We start from the raw sequence: 17,654 nt of genomic DNA, 5'->3' as shown, positions 1-17,654 counted from the left end.
GAAAACTTATACCGTAGAGTTTTTGTTGCTGTCCATATTTATCTACTTATGGATAGGTTTGTACAGATTTTTAGAAGCGGTTAGGCACAAGGGAAACAAGGAAGAAATACTAATACCCAACTCCGAATCAAAAAATCCAAAATCCATGCATCTAAAATCCAAAATCTTATGACTGAAGTAACGCATAACCCCTTTGCTACTCCGATAGACATTATTAACGCTAGGGTACCTGGATACAAAGAGTTACAGATGCTCTTGGTGAACGATCGGGGTATGGTTGAGCACGTTTTACCAATGTCTCAAGTTCTCGAACGAGTTCCACCAGAAAATTTACAAGTTTTGGATGTCGGTGGTGATTGGATTTCCTTAGGCGGTGTCGATTTACAAATTAACGGCGCGTTAGGATTGGCGTTTACTGACCTTTCAACAGAAAATGCTGACCGACTGACAAATATTTGTCAATTTTTGTGGAATTTGGGTATAGATGCTTTTCTACCGACGCTTGTTACAACTTCAGTAGAAAACGTTCAGCGATCGCTGGCTGTCTTTGCTGAGTATATGGCAAACCAAAAAGTGGGTGCAAAGATTCTTGGCGTGCATTTAGAAGGACCATTTTTGAACTATGGCAAGCGTGGCGCACACCCAGCAGAGTATCTTTTACCACTCAGTGTAGAAGAAGTCAAACGGATTTTGGGCGATCGCGCTCGCATCGTTAAAGTTATAACCCTAGCACCAGAGTTAGATCTCACGGGTGAAGCCATTCCGTTTTTACGTTCTTTGGATATTACCGTTAGTCTGGGGCATTCTCAAGCTACAGCCGCCCAAGCACAAAAGGCTTTTGAGTCAGGCGCAACAATGGTGACTCATGCTTTTAATGTTATGCCTCCATTACACCATCGCGAACCTGGATTGTTAGGTGCAGCAATTATCAACCCCAATGTCATGTGCGGTTTTATTGCCGATGGTCAGCACGTATCGCCAATTATGTTACAAATTTTACTTCGCGCTAGTGTTTCTCGCACCAGTCAGAAGATACACGAAAACTTGTGGAACGGGCTTTTCCTTGTCAGCGACGCCCTAGCCCCTCTAGGGTTACCCGATGGGGTGTATCCTTGGGATAATCGCCAAATAGAAGTGAAGCAGGGAACGGCACGACTGTTTGATGGAACTTTATCAGGAACAACTCTTCCTCTGTTAGCAGGCGTGCAAAACTTAGTGAAGTGGGACATATGTGACGTGGATAAAGCAATCGCCCTTGCGACTGTTGCACCGAGAAGTGCGATCGGTTTATCGACTATAATGTCTAACGTTCCTGCGACTCAACTGTTGCGCTGGCACTTAAAAGAATCCTCAAAAGAACTGTCCTGGCAAAGGATGTTGCCATATGCGTTGCCAAGCTTGGCATGAGATCGCGATCCATTGGGAAACCTCGAACACCAAACTTCATGAACGTAACTGACGATAAAACCATTGTTAAAGACTATTTTAACTCCACAGGCTTTGACCGTTGGAGACGGATTTATGGTGATGGCGAAGTCAACAAAGTTCAGCTAGATATCCGTAACGGTCATCAACAAACCGTTGATGCAGTCATATCCTGGTTGACAGCAGACAATAACTTAGCAGGAATGTCCATCTGCGATGCTGGATGTGGTGTAGGTAGTCTCAGCATTCCTCTTGCACAAGCAGGAGCGAAGGTCTATGCCAGTGATATTTCTGACAAAATGGTAGAAGAAGCCAAGGAACGGGCTCTAAATACCTTGGGACAGGGTGAAAACCCCACGTTTGCCGTGCAGGATTTAGAAACCTTAAGTGGTAGCTACCATACTGTTATCTGCTTGGATGTTCTCATTCACTATCCTCAAGATAAAGCAGCAGAGATGATTTCTCACCTTTGTTCTTTATCGCAGTCGCGACTTATTCTCAGTTTTGCACCGAAAACTTTTGCCCTCAGTATCTTGAAGAAGATCGGCAGTTTCTTTCCCGGTCCTAGCAAAGCAACTCGTGCTTATTTACACCGTGAGGCTGATGTGGTCAAGATTTTGGAAAGTAACGGATTTTCAGTGCAACGTCAATCCATGACGAAAACTAGCTTCTACTTCTCCCGCTTGCTCGAAGCGAATCGTCATAGTTAGTCATTAGTAGTTAGTCGTTAGTTATTTTAACCACTAACGATTAACTACTAACTATTTACAAAAAGTGAGGTTAGAATCACAAGCAAGGTTTCTATTTAGAGATACAGCGATATTATGAAGACTGCTGAAAAATTGGCGGCGGGTTGGCTGCTCTCACTGGGCTTTATGTTTTTGACACTATCAGCATCTGCAGCCATCCAGAAGAATTCCATGCAAAAGCCATTTCCACCATCTCCATATGGAGAGCCACAAGAAATTCTCAACAAAGAAGCTATATATGTACTGGATAATACTACCCTGCACGGGCTAGTTTTTGGTGTTCCTACCTCAATTCTGGGAGTATGGCTGGCAATGGGATTGTTCCGTCAAAGTCAGCAGGATAAAAAAGTCCTCAAGCAGCAGGCTAGCGAGGAAATGCAATCGACTTTTTACCGAATGCTCCAGGACAATGGCGGACGCGTTACACTTCTAAGCTTTGCCATGCAGTCACAACTCCCTCCTGCAACTGCTAGAAAATATTTAGACGAGCAAGCAAAAATATTTAATGCTAGTTTTAAGGTGAGTGAAGATGGAGGAATTTCTTACCACTTTGATCTTTAAATTATAGTATGAAGGGTAAAGGATAAAGGATGACAATGGAATCTGTCGGCTCTTAACCTCATCCTCTATACTTTACATTGTTTCCTTTGTATGACACGACTTTTTTTAAGCTTGGCAGCTGTATTGGGAGGTTTGTCTGTAGCTTCAGGTGCTTTTGCCTCTCATGCACTGCGAGAAAAAATCAGCGAGCGATCGCTAGAAATCTTTGAAATTGGTGCTCGCTACCAAATGTACCATGCTCTTGCACTCTTGGTAGTGGCACTGTTACTCACTCGCACGGACTCACCATCACCTACTCTTTTAGCGAGTGGATGGCTGTTTATTATTGGTATTGCCATTTTCTCAGGCAGCTTGTATGCTTTGAGCTTAAGTGGAGTGAAGTCTTTAGGAGCAATTGCACCGCTAGGAGGTGCTGCTTTAATTGCTGGGTGGGGTGCTTTGGCTTTCGCTGCTTGGAGTTTGAAGTTTTAGGAAATTTGTTCGTCTGCGTGTGGGTCGGGTGTTTCCCCTTCAGGTCTGGAATACAAGTTGTGTTGCGACCTAACTCAGTTTTCGAGCAACTGTTAACACGCTCATTTAATTGTTGAATTTTGTAGTTTTCACTGGCGTTGGGTATTGTTTGCGTGTCAATACCCAACGCCTTTTTTGTGCTGCGATCTACGCAGTCCATGAAGACTACTTACATACATCCGAAATAGGCGATCTCAGACTTGTATTTAAAATTGTCTTCATAAAAACTGCGAAATTTTTGAGAAACTTGGGATCGGAAAATACCGTGTAATAGCGAATACATTTTTTTAATTTTCTATTGTAATGACTTAAAGGTAAACGACTACGCGTCAGGGTGCATATCTTAATTTAAATGAAACTATTAAATCAACAGTGGTGAGCAAGAAGAGTTACCTTATATGATAACGATAACAAAAACCTTCCCAACAAAACTAGTTCAAACTCAACAACCATATGACACTCCATCTTATGATGTACAAGCAGCTTCTTTTCTACAAGAAGTGATTGAAAGTTTACAAGACGGGATTTTGATATTAACAAAAACAGGCGAACTTATTCACGCTAATACATCAGCTCATCATATTCTAGCTCAATTAAACAAAAACAGTGCTTGCTCTGATGTTGTACCAACTGCTATTTGGAGCCTATGCAAATCATTACTAGAAAATAAAAACTTTTTTCCAGAAGAATCTATCGTTTTGTCTAATGAAATAGCTTTAGATAAAGCAACTGTTTTTCGAGTACGTATCAGATGGTTAAACATAGATAGATTGCATCATTCTTGCTTTTTAGTCACTATTGAAAATAGATATGAATCTCTCAAGAATATTGCTCTTACAGAGATTAAAAAATATGACCTAACACCGCGTGAAGCTGAAATTTGGTGTCTTTATCGGGCTAAATTCAGCTACAAAGAAATCGCTAACCAGCTTTACATTACTGTGAATACCGTCAAAAAACATATGAAGAACATTCATGCAAAACGGCATAACAGCGATACTAACGACCTCTCAGATTAATTTTGCTCGGTCGGTCCGAGCTGTAACTGATTTCTACGATGCTGTTCGCACAAGAGTGGTGTTAGCCACAGCGCAACTACAAATTTATGAAATTAACAACACCACTCGCTAGCGCTCGACAACCAGTTCCAGTTCATTCAGTTGAGATGGGTAATTTTAAAAAAATTCAAATTAAACATTACCCTTACGGGTACTACCCTCACAGATAATAATCCTTTATCTTGTAATCTTAGATACCTTGTAAACATTAACGTACCCTTTGAGGCTAAAGTCTGAATCTACACATTTCATGACTCCTTCTCTGTAGTTCTTATCTACAAGCAATTTAGGTGAATCGTGTCTTTGTAGTTTTACGATCGCAGTCATTGGGTAATTTTACAAGAGGTCTACTACAGAAACGGGATATCTTTCATACTCAGTCAAAAGTCAACTCGATACTGACTTTTGACTTTTTACCTTAATGTTGAAAATAGGAACTCCGGAAGAGTGATTTCCAGAAACAATAGGGGTCAGGAATTAGGGGTTAGAGATTAGAGAAGGGTCATTTCAAGACAAATATTGTGCGCGACGCCTGTCAATATCCATCTCGAGCCAAGTACGATTGGATCGTAGCAAGACGGGTCTAACAGTCAGTTATTCAACTCTTAAAAAAATCATTGATTATGATTGGGGATTCTTTTGCAATCGCAGTAATGTATTGTATATTTGCCGTTTTAATTCCTCATTATTTTGAACTTCTAAAGTAATTTGGTTGAATCTATCAATAGTCATTCCATTATCTTCAACAACTTTTTGATAGCGCTGGCAATAATTCACTGCAATATCTTTAGCTTTGTTTGGCAAACTATTAAAACTGTTTTTATTGTTGCAAACTATTTGAGGAACATCTTTACTACCAACCATCTTTTTAATTTCATCAAAAGCCTGTTGGCGCAAGGGTTCCATTGTTAACATTGTTTTGGCGTAGCTGGTTACTTCATTGGAAGTGACTGTTGGCGGATTTTGAGCGTAAGCTTTTGAGTTTAAGATCCAAACACTAGAAACTAAACTAGCAGTAGCAATAAAGCCCACAAAAATAGACTGGGAGAGTATCCGAATTAGATTAAGTCGGAGCAATCGATGGGAAATTTTCTTCATCAGCTTTATACAAAACAACTACAGCGGGGATATCTTAATTTACTCTGAATTATTTTGTGAGAAAGAAGTTCCACAAAAGGTGTACTCTTCTGTACTATCCCTGATTTCTAATGTTATTTTCCCCGACAGACTAGGCAAAGTTCTATGACTTTAGTTTGTAGTACTGATGTTTCTGAGTTTCCCTGTTTGAGACTAACTTCCAAATCCAGTAGTATCGGTAAACAGGAGATCAGTTGTTTTACAGAGATAAACTTAACGTCTTTCTGCAAAAAATAAACTCGATTAAAATTGGCTACTTCTGCAGCCTTAGCGATCGCTTGCAGATTGCGTTCTCCGCTTTCCACCATCAGCTTAACCCACAACCAAGTGCGAAACTGACCGATGAGGGTAGCCACGATCCGTAAAGGGGGTTCGCAAGCATCGATCAAGTCTGTCAAAATCATCAAAGCTCGAACTGTGTCTCCTGTTCTAATTGCTTCTGCTAATTTTAAGCTACTTTGAGTCGTATTTCTAACTAACTGAGCGATAACGTCTGTATCTAAAGGTTTCGTGCTACCCTCAGCATAAAGCCGTAGTTTTTCGAGTTCGTTATATAGTAAGCGTGTATCATTTCCCACTGCTTCTACTAACATCTCCACACCCCCAGGCGTCAGTTTGACACCTACAGTTTGGGCGGCTTGATTGACGGATTGTATCAGGGCTTCCGTTTTCCAAGGTGGCGTCAGAGAAAATTCTCGAAATTCAGCAAACTTTTTCAGAAGTTTGGTAGACTTGAGACGCTCATCAGGCTTGTTGCCGCTTGTTAGCAATAAGTAGGAGTTAGGAGCAATGACAGGCAAAGTTCTTTCCAATTCAGAAAGTAAACTTTCCGGGCACTGCTGGCAAATGGTACTATTTGGAAGCCATACCAAACGACCACCTGCACCAAATGGCGGTGTCATGACTAGATTTAAGGCTTGGATTGGCGCATCTGTGTCCTCATCTGACACTACAGTGTAGTTAAAACTAGCCCATAATGGATCGAGTAGGCGATCGCGCAGGAGAGAAACTTCTTTTTCGATGGCAAAATCATCCTCTCCCCAGTAGACATGGATTGGCATATCAAAAACTAAATACTTCTTAAATCAAGTAGTGAAGTTGACTGCTGTTGCCTACAATCAATAAGCGTGAGAGTGCGAGGATATATAGGTTGGACGACAACTATCAAACTTACTTAAATAGAGTAGCGCGGATGACGCTGTTAGAAGCCTACAGAACACAAATTCAGCATATTCAGGAATCTTCCAAATTTCAGCCGCTTCCGACTGGAGGAAGAAAAGCAGTCCCTTTTCCCGGTTATACAGTTATAACCCCTCCCCAAGAAGAGGACTCACAAAACACAGATTTCTACAAATATTTACAAAACTACCAAGAGGAACTTTTAAAGTTACCTGTCAACAACACGGAAACGATCGTACCCGTTCCTCCTGCTAGCTTTCATTTGACGCTGGCGGATTTAATTTGGGATAGTGCTTACCGAGACGCTTGTGAAAAGAATCCAAAGTTCGACGAGCAGTTGCGATCGCTCTTTGCGGGAATTTTCCAACAGTACCAGCAATCAATAACACCCCCATCTCAACCAATACGCTGGCAAATGCAAGGGCTAACAGTTATGCCAAGAGCTATAGGTATATGTTTAGTACCTCAAGATAAGTACTCCTACGAGCAAATTATTAACTTTCGTCGCACAATTTATCAAAACTCCAATCTTCTGCCATTAGGAATTGAACAACACTATCACTTAACAGCACACGTTACTTTAGGATACTTCGGGGACGTTTCCCCCAGTGTAGAGCGCGATAACTTAGCTTCCATATTTGACAATCTCAATCAGCAATTGATAGAAAATGCACCCGCATTTCTCATACACCGTGCTGAGTTACGAAAATTTGACGATATGACTCGCTATTATCGGGAACCAGATTGGCCAATATTGAATTTCGGATGAGTTAGTCGTTAGTGGTTAGTTGATAGCTACTAACCACTAACCACCAACCACTAACCACTAACATAGTTTTCAAATGAATTTGCCCATCCATCCGATTATGGAACAGAGTTTTGCTGTCATTGACAGCGAAATTGGCGACCATAATTTTACCAGTGCTGAGTACGCCATCGTTCGCCGGGTTATTCACAGCACCGCTGATTTTGAGTTCAAGCACCTCATACAATTTTCCGAAAAAGCGATCCAAGTGGGAATCGAAGCTCTACATCGACGTGTCCCCATCGTGACTGATGTCGGTATGGTCAAGCAAGGAGTTGCAGGGTTAGTAGCCCAAACCTTTGGCAATCCTTTAATAAGTGCTGTGGAAATTGCTCAAACACCACTTCCAGGCAAAACACGCACGGAAACTGGTTTATTGCAATGCTATAAGGAATTCCCAGAAGCAATTTTTGCCATTGGTAATGCTCCTACAGCTTTACTCGCCCTTTGCCAACAATTGACAACACCTTCAGTGCAACTTCCTGCTTTAGTGATTGGTGCTCCTGTGGGCTTTATTTCTGTTGTAGAGTCAAAAGCTGCACTGGCAAATACTACCGTGCATCAAATTCGAGTGGAAGGGCGCAAAGGCGGTTCTCCAGTTGCTGCTGCGATTGTTAATGCTTTAATTACCCTGGCTTGGGAGTGTTAGTCGTTGGTAGCGACTAGAAGTTACTAGCCCCGAAAATTTTGATAAGCAATATACGTCGCTTCCAAAAACACATCAGAGGACGTGTTTTCAGGTATTGTCTCCAAATGAAGAATTTCTTGAACATCTTTAGCAAGTCGCAAAGCGACTGAAGCTCTTGCTTTTGCTGTCATACCACCTCGTCTGTGCAAATATTCTTTAATCACAGCAAAATCATCTGGTAGTATGACTGAGAAATCGGTAGCTTGTAGCAATTTATCTGCCTCTTGCTTCGCCTGTTCTGATAAAGTAAAAGTCCTCGACGCAGGTACAGTTTGATTTTGAATGACAATTGTACCGGCTGCTAAATCTCCCACACGCTTTTCACTTCGAGCAAACATAATCAGAAAAGCACCAATAAATAAAAACTCATCAATCGGTCTTAGCAGAGCACGCAATGTCGTTTGTGGCAACCCTACAGGTCTACCATCATCTCGAACAACGCGAATCTTGGCAACTCGTTTACCAGGAGTTTGGCCTTGCCAAAGTGTTTCAAAAATTACAAAATATCCTGCATAAATTGTAAAGCCAAAGAGGGATGCGATCGCAATCAACCAGAGAGCGGCTTTGCTACCAAAAATAGATGTCCAGATCGCGCTCAATTGGACGGATACCGTTGTCCACGTAACAATTAACGCCACCATAATTGCAGCTAAAACATGATAGTCAATCAGTAACGCCCACGCACGATTGCCAATACCAGCTAGAGTAAATTCTAATTCCACACTTTCCGGTGTACGAAATTTTACACGATTAAATATATGCATAAGTAATTTGACATAATGAAAATGAATGAGTGAGGAGCGTTATTTGCCATCAGTCACTGGTAAATCCAGTCCTGTTAGCAGGTGTCCGGGCGAAGGGAACTAATAAACCCGGAAAGCCATTGTTTAAATTTCTGAATCTCGTATTCTCAAGCCCAATCCTTCACGACGGCTTCGCAAGTCATAGTAAATAACCGCTTTAATTGACTGCCAAAATGGAACGACCAAAGCACCACCAATCAAAGTAATAACTAGACGTAGCAAAGATAAGAGTATGGCGTAGCCCGGATTATCCCGGACTATAGCCTCTGATATTCCTTGAATAATGGCACTCACAAAAGTAAACGGAAGTTGTATGGGAAAAGTAATTAAATAGGCAACAAATAATATAGCCGCAATTCGCCACACATGTCCTTTTGTTAATTCCCAGCTTCGACTGATAGTTGAAGTTCCATCAACATTATCTTCAATAGCAAGGGGAATTTCAACAAGACAAAACCGGGCTTGTACCCACAATATAGCTCCTGCAATAAGTGGGATCAAAAGAAGTACTAATAATAAAATTGTCATGACAACTACAGGATTGACAGCTGCGCCACTTGTCTGACTTGCAACAAACATCCCAGTTAAAATTCCACCAAAAATAGCAAAGGGGATGATTATAACTATAGCCAATCCCATACCAATGGCAAACATTAATAAGCCCATAACTAAAAATTGCCACAGTCGAGAATTCACAAAACGACGACCGCTTTCAACGCTTTCGGGTTGACTGACTAATTCACCAAATGCCAAACGGGATATTAAAGCCAAATTAGCCGAACATTTTGCCCAACCATAGACAGGTACAAATATCCATAAATACGCAATAGATGCCAGCGTAAGATAAGACTTAAGATGAGAACTGTATAATTTCAGTCCTGCACTGACAACGTTACCAAGACTGAGAGGTTGTATGGGGCTCGGAGAACCGGGATTATAGGACATAATTTCAAAGACGCCGATCGAGTGGAGCAGTGAATTTGAGGCTATCTTAAGTTAATTAATACTTAGTATTCCCAAACTTTATGAATATTCAACGTTGGATTGCTCGACGAGAACCAAATTGGCAGCGTCTTGATGCCTTATTAAGCCAGGTTGAGAAAAAAGGGTTAAAATCGCTGAATTCCAGTGAAATTAGAGAATTAGCAAGTTTGTATCGCTCGGTTGCTGCAGATTTGGCACGCGCCCGCACCCAGCAACTTGGTAACACATTACTACAAAATTTACATCTTTTAACAAACAGAGCCTATGCACAAATTTATCAAGGTTCGCGCCGTCAGGAATGGCAAGCAGTGCTGCAATTTTATCGTTGGGGACTACCATCACTCGTGCAGCAAACCTTTCCCTACATTGCTGCAGCTTTCGGGACGTTTTTATTAGGAGCATTAGTCGCTTGGTGGTACGCATGGCATGATCCGGCTTTTTTGTCTGGTGTAGTGCCAGAACGGTTAATCAAAATGGTGCGAGACGAGCATAAACTTTGGATGGGGTCGATCGTGGGTATTGAACCTTTAGCTTCAAGCGGTATTACAATCAATAATCTGTCGGTATCTTTTGGTGCTGTTGCAGGTGGGATGACAGCCGGATTTTACACGGCTTACTTGATGGTGTTTAACGGCTTGTTAATTGGTGCCATTGCTACACTTGTGGGGCAAAATAATCTTGCGTATCCATTTTGGGCTTTTGTTTTGCCACATGGAGCGTTAGAGTTACCTGCAATCTTTTTAGCAGGTGGGGCAGGTTTTTTAATAGGAAGAGCCATTTTATTTCCCGGTAAATACCGCCGCATGGATGCGCTTAAGTTCTATGGTTCTAAGGCAGTACAGCTAGTTTTTGGGATTGTACCAATGTTAGTTGTTGCTGGTATCATTGAAGGATTTTTCTCTCCCAATCCCTCTGTGCCAGATCCGGTGAAGTATATTGTGGGCATGGGATTATTTGTGTTTTTAGTAGCTTATTTCAGCCGTCGGCAAAAAGCTATTTAACATTTGTCAAAATAAATTGTCAGGGTCTGGAAAATCCTCGAATTTTTTAAAAATGCGGTGATTTGACTAATATCACTTCTCAAATCTAACCTGAATTAAACAGAAATGAATAATGCAGGAACTTATTGCCTGCTAAGCTTTAGGGGAATGTCAGTGGAAAGTTTTTCAGGTGACAATGCTCGCGCATCCCAAATTTGCGCGAGCATACTGCAACACCCAGTCATTGTGAATTAATATATTTTGAGAAAAAATAATACAAAATTTAAATAGACTCAAATAGTTACCCTTGGCTGTATAATGATAATTATGTTCACGTAGCAAGAAAAACCAGAAATTAATTGATGGTATGACACAAGTTGTTAATGGAGTCAAGTAAATGCTGTTAGGTTTTAAGACAGAATTGAAATTAAATAACCAACAGCGAACAGAGTTACTAAAACATTGTGGTGTGGCACGTCATGCGTGGAACTGGGGATTAGGTTTAACCAAGCAAATTCTTGATTGGAACGAAGAAAATCCTACAGAGAAAATCAAGTTTCCGACGGCAATTGACTTACATAAATGGTTAGTAGCATTAGTAAAATCAGAGTGCCCTTGGTATTACGAATGTTCTAAATCTACACCACAAGGAGCTCTAAGAGCGTTGAGAATTGCTTGGAAGTATTGTTTTGAAAAGAAGAAAGGAGTTCCACAATTTAAAAAGAAAGGACAGCACGACAATTTTACTTTAGAAGGCACTGTCAAAATTCTCGGGAATTGTAAAATTCAAGTTCCAAAGATTGGTGTATTGAAAACCTATGAACGACTTCCCTTCGGGTTCGCAGTCCCCTACGGCGGGTTTCCCGCCTGCAGGGCTGTCTCACCCCAAGTTCAACCGAAATCAGTCACCATCAGTCGTGAAGCTGATAGATGGTTTATTTCACTCAGGTTTGATGTACCACGCGAAGCTCTCCGGGTAGAAGATTCTATCCGGCAGACTTCGCAACAAGAATCACTCAATGTCAGCATTGTAGGCGTTGACCTTGGTGTTTTGAATTTAGCAACATTGTCCACTGGTGAGATTATTGAAGGAGCTAAATCGTACAAAAAATACAAAGACAAGTTAGCTAGAATGCAATGGCTGAATCGCCATAAAATTCAAGGCTTAGCTAACTGGAAAAAAGCCCAAATGCAAGTAGCTAGGCTGCATAGAAAGATAGCCAACATCCGAAAAGATACATTACACAAGTTGACCACATTATTAGCCAAGAACCACGGTGTAATAGTTATTGAAGACTTGAACGTATCAGGCATGATGGCTAACGGCAAGCTAGCAGCAAGCATTCAAGATATGGGATTTTTTGAATTTCGTAGACAGCTAACCTACAAGTGCGAACTGTATGGCTCAAAGCTTGTCATTGCTGATAGATGGTTCCCCAGTTCTAAGACTTGCTCCAAGTGTGGAACAGTTAAAAAAGAACTGTCTCTTAAAGAAAGGACTTTTGAGTGTGATTGCGGTCTGAGTTTAAACAGAGACTTGAACGCTGCAATCAACCTTAAGAATTATTCGTCCATCGCTGCTAGTTAGGCAGTGTGAGCCTGTGGACTGGAGGATGCCGACATCACCAGAGTGAAGCAGGAATTAAGCATCAAAGTGAAAGCTAGATACCAGTGACGAGAAATGTCTAGCATTGATTAGCTTTGAGTAGGTCTTTTATAACGGCTTCTACCAACTGACGTTACTCAAGGAGATCGATCGTGTCGAGCCTTTTAGGTACAAATCTTAGTGGAGTTTCTTACTGGTCCAGTGAACTACCATTTTTAGATGTCTTCAAAACAGCTGCCTCGTGGTTTCCACAGAAGCCGGGACTCTGGAATGCTGGAAGCGATATAAAACTCAACTTGGATGAGAATGGTTGGGTAAAATCATTACCCAAGGTAGGAGACCCAAATCCCCAGTACACTTCTGTTGCAACGTTAATCAATCGCATTTCCCTTGCTCCTGGGGTAAAAGAAAATTATCCTGGGGGCAAATATGTGGTGCTGTACGAAGGCGAAGGTAAATTGGAGTATGGATTTGATGCCAAACTAGATGCAGCGAGTTCCAAGCCAGGTCGAGATGTTATTGATGTCAATCCTTCAGGTTCGGGCATTTATCTGAAACTGACCGAAACAGATCCCAACGGTACGGGAAATTACATTCGCAATGTTCGCATCGTACCGGAAGCTTACGAAAAAACTTACAAGACCCAAATTTTTAATCCCACCTTTGTAGAGAAAATTGATAATTTTTCTACACTCAGGTTTATGGATTGGATGGGAACTAATGGTTCCGACCAAGGCGAGTGGAAGAATCGACCAACAACGGCAACGTCAAACTACACTTACAGCAATAAAGGCGTGCCAGTAGAAGTGATGGTGGAACTGGCAAATAAAACGGGAGCAAATCCTTGGTTTACAATTCCCCATCAAGCCACAGATGAGTATGTCGCCAACTTTGCCAAGATCGTCAAAGAAAAGCTCGATCCAAAGCTCAAAGTTTACGTGGAATATTCCAATGAGGTTTGGAATTCTCAGTTCGAGCAATTTCATTGGGCAAACGAGCAAGGAAAAAAAATTGGTGGCGACTGGTTGGATTGGCAAAGCCGCCGTACCGAACAGGTAGGTGATATTTGGGATAAGGAGTTTGGCAACGAGAAAGATCGTGTCGTGACAGTCCTCGGTAGCCAAGCTGCAAACCCGTGGGTTACCGAGCAATTGATGAAGAAAGTGCAAGCCTACGATCCCAACTTCACAGTTGATGCTGTTGGTATTGCTCCCTATGTTGGATTCAATGTATCACCGCAACAAGAAGCTGAAGTAGAGAGTTGGACAAAGCAATCAGATGGTGGTTTAGCGAAAGTTTTTGACTACTTGAATAAGACTGCACTGCCAAAAACACTGGAGCACATCACCAACAATAAAGAAATCACTGATAAATATGGTGTAAATTTAGTTGCCTATGAAGGGGGACAGCACTTAGTTGGCATCAAAGGCGTCGAGAACAATGAAGCCATTATGAAAATGTTTATCAATGCCAACCGCGATCCCCGTATGGGAGAGCTGTATGGCAAGTACCTAGAGAGTTGGGATAAGCTGACCGATGGTAGCGCGTTTGTGAATTTTTCTGATATTGGCACGCCAAATAAATGGGGTTCTTGGGGTGCTTTGGAACACCTTTACCAACCTACTTCCTCAAAGTGGGAAGCGCTGCAAGACTTCATTGAAACTCATAGTAACCCCAGTACCACCCCTCTTCCTATCAAAGACGCAAAGGCAACTGATGGGAACGACGAATTGAATGGTACCAATAACAACGATATCTTAAATGGCAAAGGTGGCAATGACTCCTTGCGAGGGAAACAAGGGAACGATATCCTCAACGGTGGCAAGGGTGATGACACACTTGTAGGAGGAGAAGGTTTTGATGTTTTGATTGGGGGTTCGGGCAAAGATCGTCTTTGGGGTGGTCAGGGGAATGACTATCTCATCGGTGGTGAAGGAGAAGATCGGCTTTCCGGTGGTAAGGGTCGCGATCGCTTTGTCTACAACAGCTTGAAAGAAGGAGGAGACACAATTGTTGATTTTGACCCCACTCAGGATACTATCGACTTGCGTCGCATCTTCAACAGCTCGATGTATGACAACTCATCGCAACGATTCTCCAAATACGTTGAATTAAAACAAGTTGCTTCCGGTACAGCAGTTCGTATTGACAGGGATGGCGATACCAAATTTAGTAAGTTTGATAACTTCTTGGTGTTGGAAAAAGTTAACGTCTCTCAATTGAGTGCAAACAACTTTATTGTTGTTTAGTGGGGAGTATCCCAAATTTGCCTCAGAATAGAATTCTGGGGCTACACAAACAAAGCCTGCCTGCGCAGGCTTTAAATAAAGTCCTTACAGGCGGACGAGCGTTTGTATAATAGGCGTGATTTCAATCGCAGGCGTGTTTTTTCACTCATTGGGATGCTCCCTATTTAAGAGGCTCATTGTGGAAGCGAAAGTAGCCAAAATGAGTTAAACTTTACGGCTCACTATCTTCAAATCCAAACCTTCTTTACGACAGCGAATATCGTAGTAAACAACAGCTTTGACTGATTGCCAAAAAGGCATTGTTAAGATTCCTGTCACTGTATTTAATACAAAAAACAATAAGAATCCTAAAGAAGAATCATTGTTAGGATTATTTAAGAAAAATTGAAAAAATATACCTAAAAATCCTCCTATCAATAAACTGCAAACAAACCAAGATAACGTGAGTAGAGGGAATGTTATCAATAGAGAAATAAAAATAATTCCTAAAATACGTTTAATGTGACCTCTGGTGAGCTTCCAGCTTCTATTAATGGCTTGAAAGGAGTTGATCTTGTCTAAAACTAAAGGTAAATCTGTAACAAAAAAGTAAGTATAAAACCAAAAAGGGCTAACGTATATAGCAGTAACTGTTGGTACTATAATTGCGAGAAATAAAGAACTACTAAATGGATTTGCCATCGTTCTTGGCGAAGAGCCTGTAACCAAAGAAATGATTATGAAGAGAAGTCCAGCAATTAGAGAAGATAAGATATAAAAGACCAAAAATAGTATACAGACTGTTAAAAAAACAATTATGACTGTTGATAAAAACTTCCAAAAGTTACGATTTACGTGGCTTTTTGCAGCTTGAATAGTTTCTGGATGACCGATTAAATCTTGAAAAGCTAAACGAGATATTAAACCAGCGATCGCATAAAATTTAGCCCAACCGTAAATGGGAACTAACACCCATAAATGTGCAGTGAATGCTAATTGAAAATACTGTTTTAAGTGAGAGCGGTATAAATAAAAACTTAAGTTAACAACATTACCGATGCTAAGCTGCTGCATTCAATTAAAATTCAAACAACGAACAATCCATCATAACCATTGCAACAATCCTCCGCGATCGGTGTAAATTCTACATTTGTACTTGGCTCGAGGTTTGAGACGTTGCAGGCACTGCGTTAGCTGTATTTCCAGAGCTTTGCAAGTGTTCTGTATTGTGGGGCATATCCGGCAATGTTGTCTCATCGGTGGAGGTTGTAACACCTTGTGAAGGCGCTTCATCGTTACCGGAAGTTGTTGCTGTCTTATCTTCTATAAAGAATGCTTCTTGAGGTGGAATCGATAGAACTTCAACTTCTTCAGCATATGCTCGAGTATAAGTTCCTAGTGACAGAGAGAGCGCCAACGAAATCAAGCCTAACTTCACAACGTTGCGGGTGTTGAATTTGGGTTGTTGTGTTAGAAGGTTTTTCATAGGACTCCAGTATAGATAGTTCGGTGCGTTTTATTAAATCAATCTATCCGTATCTACACTGGGGCTTTCGGCGGTTTCGGAAAGAATACTGAGAGCACACGCAAACTTTATAAATGTAAAATCACAATAAATTGCGTGCTTTGAGTCCTAGATAGCGATCGACTAATTGGTTACTTATTTGACTTGCAGGTGCATCAAGTACCAATACCCCTTTTTGTTTGAGCTGGGCAAATGCGACTTGCCTTTGTGCCAATAAATCCAAGGCGACAGCACGGGTATAAGCAGCCGTGACTTCACTTTCTGGTGTGTGTGCTATGCGGTCAACAAGCGGATCGCGCAGGGTGACACAGAAGGGTAGATAGCGGGGTGTCAGTCTGGTGAGTGCTGCAAGAAGTTCCACAGAAGCAGTCACATCAACTAAATCGGTAATGACAACCACAAGACAACGCCGGGACTGCTGCTGCACAACACTCGTGACTGCACCTACATAATCAGATTCTAGTAATACGGGTTGAATGGGAGTCAGGCGATCTATAAGATGGCTCAAGTGATGTTGACCTCTTTCTGAAGGAATCCACAAATGCATTTGACGGTCAAAGACCCCTACGCCTACGCGATCGCCTCGTTGCAATCCAGCCAAAGCTAGGGATAATGTCGCATTCAAGCCCCAATCAAATCTTTGCAAACCTTGCACTCGTGCAGTCATTAACCTTCCCCGGTCAAGCAAAATGAGCAAAGTTTGTTCTTGTTCTGGTTCCAAAACCCTAACTAAAGGGGGTGTATTGCCATGAGTACCCACGCGACGGGCTGTAGCTTTCCAATCAATAAACCGCAAATCGTCGCCCATGCGGTAGTTACGCAGTTCGGCAAACTCAGTACCGATCCCCAGCTGTCGGGATTGGCGGTTGACTCCAGAAGATTGTAGTGTCAGGCGAATGGAAAGCGATCGCAACCCTATCAGATCGGGATACACTTTAACTTTCAAACTGTGAAGAATCTTTCTATTATCCCAAGCTAAACCCCAAGCACCGAGTTGTCTGATTTGGATATCACCCCAAGAAAACTCTCCACGTTGACTTGGGTGAACCGTGTAAGTCAGTTCTTGATGACTGTTACTGGGGACAGTAGCATTTAGAAGTGCTACAGATACTCCAAATTCAGTTGGGTAAAAGTCGCGGATTTGAAGAGTTGCTGTAGCATTTCCCGATTTGACTTTAAGAACAACTGGGTTATCCCGCCCAATGGACAATCTTGATGGTAACTCCCGCGTTACCTGCACTCGGTGGCGTCGCACTTGCAAACCATCGACAAGCATTAACACCAGCACTGCTACATCAAACAGCAAAGTCAACAAGATGCTATTTGGAACGCCAAGAAAGATGGCTATGGTTGGTGCAATAAAAATTCCTAATATTAATAAGAAATAAACTCGCTTAGATGGAACCATAAATGCTT

The 17,654-nt window shown here is 41.7% G+C and carries 17 protein-coding genes; 10 read left to right on the top strand and 7 right to left on the bottom strand.

Features of this window, described 5'->3' with window-relative positions:
• The first annotated feature begins 168 nt into the window (after nt 1–168).
• The 5 genes from nagA to HC643_RS19275 all read left to right on the top strand — a co-directional run bounded on the left by nagA (nt 169) and on the right by HC643_RS19275 (nt 4,264).
• A complete protein-coding gene (nagA, locus tag HC643_RS19295) occupies nt 169–1,407 on the top strand; it encodes an N-acetylglucosamine-6-phosphate deacetylase (RefSeq protein ID WP_038081477.1) in 1,239 nt (412 codons plus the stop codon).
• 38 nt (nt 1,408–1,445) lie between these two features.
• Complete coding sequence (bchM, locus tag HC643_RS19290; RefSeq protein ID WP_038081480.1) at nt 1,446–2,135, top strand: magnesium protoporphyrin IX methyltransferase; 690 nt, start codon at nt 1,446–1,448, stop codon at nt 2,133–2,135.
• Nucleotides 2,136–2,249: 114 nt separating this feature from the next.
• Entirely contained in the window at nt 2,250–2,735 is a 486-nt protein-coding gene (locus HC643_RS19285) for a hypothetical protein (RefSeq protein WP_038081483.1), read from the top strand.
• A 90-nt stretch (nt 2,736–2,825) separates the two neighbouring features.
• The gene (locus tag HC643_RS19280) at nt 2,826–3,206 is read left to right on the top strand and encodes a DUF423 domain-containing protein (RefSeq protein ID WP_050045962.1); all 381 of its coding nucleotides are present in this window, start codon (nt 2,826–2,828) and stop codon (nt 3,204–3,206) included.
• A gap of 437 nt (nt 3,207–3,643) precedes the next feature.
• Entirely contained in the window at nt 3,644–4,264 is a 621-nt protein-coding gene (locus HC643_RS19275) for a helix-turn-helix transcriptional regulator (RefSeq protein ID WP_038081488.1), read from the top strand.
• Nucleotides 4,265–4,924: 660 nt separating this feature from the next.
• Here the strand turns inward: HC643_RS19275 and HC643_RS19270 are convergent.
• Together HC643_RS19270 and holA are read right to left on the bottom strand one after the other, a co-directional pair.
• Nucleotides 4,925–5,401 (bottom strand): DUF4168 domain-containing protein, encoded by a 477-nt coding sequence (locus HC643_RS19270; RefSeq protein WP_038081490.1) that lies wholly within the window; start codon nt 5,399–5,401, stop codon nt 4,925–4,927.
• A 113-nt stretch (nt 5,402–5,514) separates the two neighbouring features.
• Nucleotides 5,515–6,501: a DNA polymerase III subunit delta gene (gene holA, locus HC643_RS19265; RefSeq protein WP_038081493.1), complete on the bottom strand. Its 987-nt coding sequence runs from the start codon at nt 6,499–6,501 to the stop codon at nt 5,515–5,517.
• Between the two features lie 89 nt (nt 6,502–6,590).
• On the opposite strand from holA, the gene HC643_RS19260 reads away from it, so the two are divergent.
• Nucleotides 6,591–7,388 carry a DUF1868 domain-containing protein gene (locus tag HC643_RS19260; RefSeq protein WP_082051724.1) on the top strand — a complete coding sequence of 266 codons (798 nt, stop codon included), beginning with the start codon at nt 6,591–6,593 and terminating at the stop codon, nt 7,386–7,388.
• Nucleotides 7,389–7,461: 73 nt separating this feature from the next.
• A complete protein-coding gene (locus HC643_RS19255) occupies nt 7,462–8,073 on the top strand; it encodes a cobalt-precorrin-8X methylmutase (RefSeq protein WP_038081498.1) in 612 nt (203 codons plus the stop codon).
• A gap of 23 nt (nt 8,074–8,096) precedes the next feature.
• On the opposite strand, the gene HC643_RS19250 is transcribed toward HC643_RS19255, so the two are convergent.
• Nucleotides 8,097–8,876, bottom strand: a complete 780-nt coding sequence (locus tag HC643_RS19250) for an RDD family protein (RefSeq protein WP_038081500.1) — start codon at nt 8,874–8,876, stop codon at nt 8,097–8,099.
• A gap of 123 nt (nt 8,877–8,999) precedes the next feature.
• The gene (locus tag HC643_RS19245) at nt 9,000–9,860 is read right to left on the bottom strand and encodes a DUF7847 domain-containing protein (RefSeq protein ID WP_038081502.1); all 861 of its coding nucleotides are present in this window, start codon (nt 9,858–9,860) and stop codon (nt 9,000–9,002) included.
• Between the two features lie 80 nt (nt 9,861–9,940).
• On the opposite strand from HC643_RS19245, the gene HC643_RS19240 reads away from it, so the two are divergent.
• From HC643_RS19240 to HC643_RS19230, 3 genes are all read left to right on the top strand, one after another.
• Nucleotides 9,941–10,900: a stage II sporulation protein M gene (locus tag HC643_RS19240; protein WP_038081504.1), complete on the top strand. Its 960-nt coding sequence runs from the start codon at nt 9,941–9,943 to the stop codon at nt 10,898–10,900.
• 376 nt (nt 10,901–11,276) lie between these two features.
• Entirely contained in the window at nt 11,277–12,467 is a 1,191-nt protein-coding gene (locus HC643_RS19235) for an RNA-guided endonuclease InsQ/TnpB family protein (protein WP_038081505.1), read from the top strand.
• Between the two features lie 170 nt (nt 12,468–12,637).
• A complete protein-coding gene (locus tag HC643_RS19230) occupies nt 12,638–14,734 on the top strand; it encodes a type I secretion C-terminal target domain-containing protein (protein WP_038081506.1) in 2,097 nt (698 codons plus the stop codon).
• Nucleotides 14,735–14,938: 204 nt separating this feature from the next.
• On the opposite strand, the gene HC643_RS19225 is transcribed toward HC643_RS19230, so the two are convergent.
• The 3 genes from HC643_RS19225 to HC643_RS19215 all read right to left on the bottom strand — a co-directional run bounded on the left by HC643_RS19225 (nt 14,939) and on the right by HC643_RS19215 (nt 17,646).
• On the bottom strand, nt 14,939–15,787 hold the full coding sequence (locus HC643_RS19225; RefSeq protein WP_038081507.1) for a hypothetical protein: 849 nt from the start codon (nt 15,785–15,787) through the stop codon (nt 14,939–14,941).
• Between the two features lie 70 nt (nt 15,788–15,857).
• Entirely contained in the window at nt 15,858–16,199 is a 342-nt protein-coding gene (locus HC643_RS19220) for a hypothetical protein (RefSeq protein ID WP_050045961.1), read from the bottom strand.
• A 121-nt stretch (nt 16,200–16,320) separates the two neighbouring features.
• Nucleotides 16,321–17,646, bottom strand: a complete 1,326-nt coding sequence (locus HC643_RS19215) for a DUF58 domain-containing protein (protein WP_038083436.1) — start codon at nt 17,644–17,646, stop codon at nt 16,321–16,323.
• Between the last annotated feature and the right edge of the window lie 8 nt (nt 17,647–17,654).

It is taken from the genome of Tolypothrix bouteillei VB521301, assembly GCF_000760695.4.
In the GTDB taxonomy this organism is placed as follows: domain Bacteria; phylum Cyanobacteriota; class Cyanobacteriia; order Cyanobacteriales; family Nostocaceae; genus Scytonema; species Scytonema bouteillei_A.
This window is presented reverse-complemented; position numbering and strand designations above follow the sequence as displayed.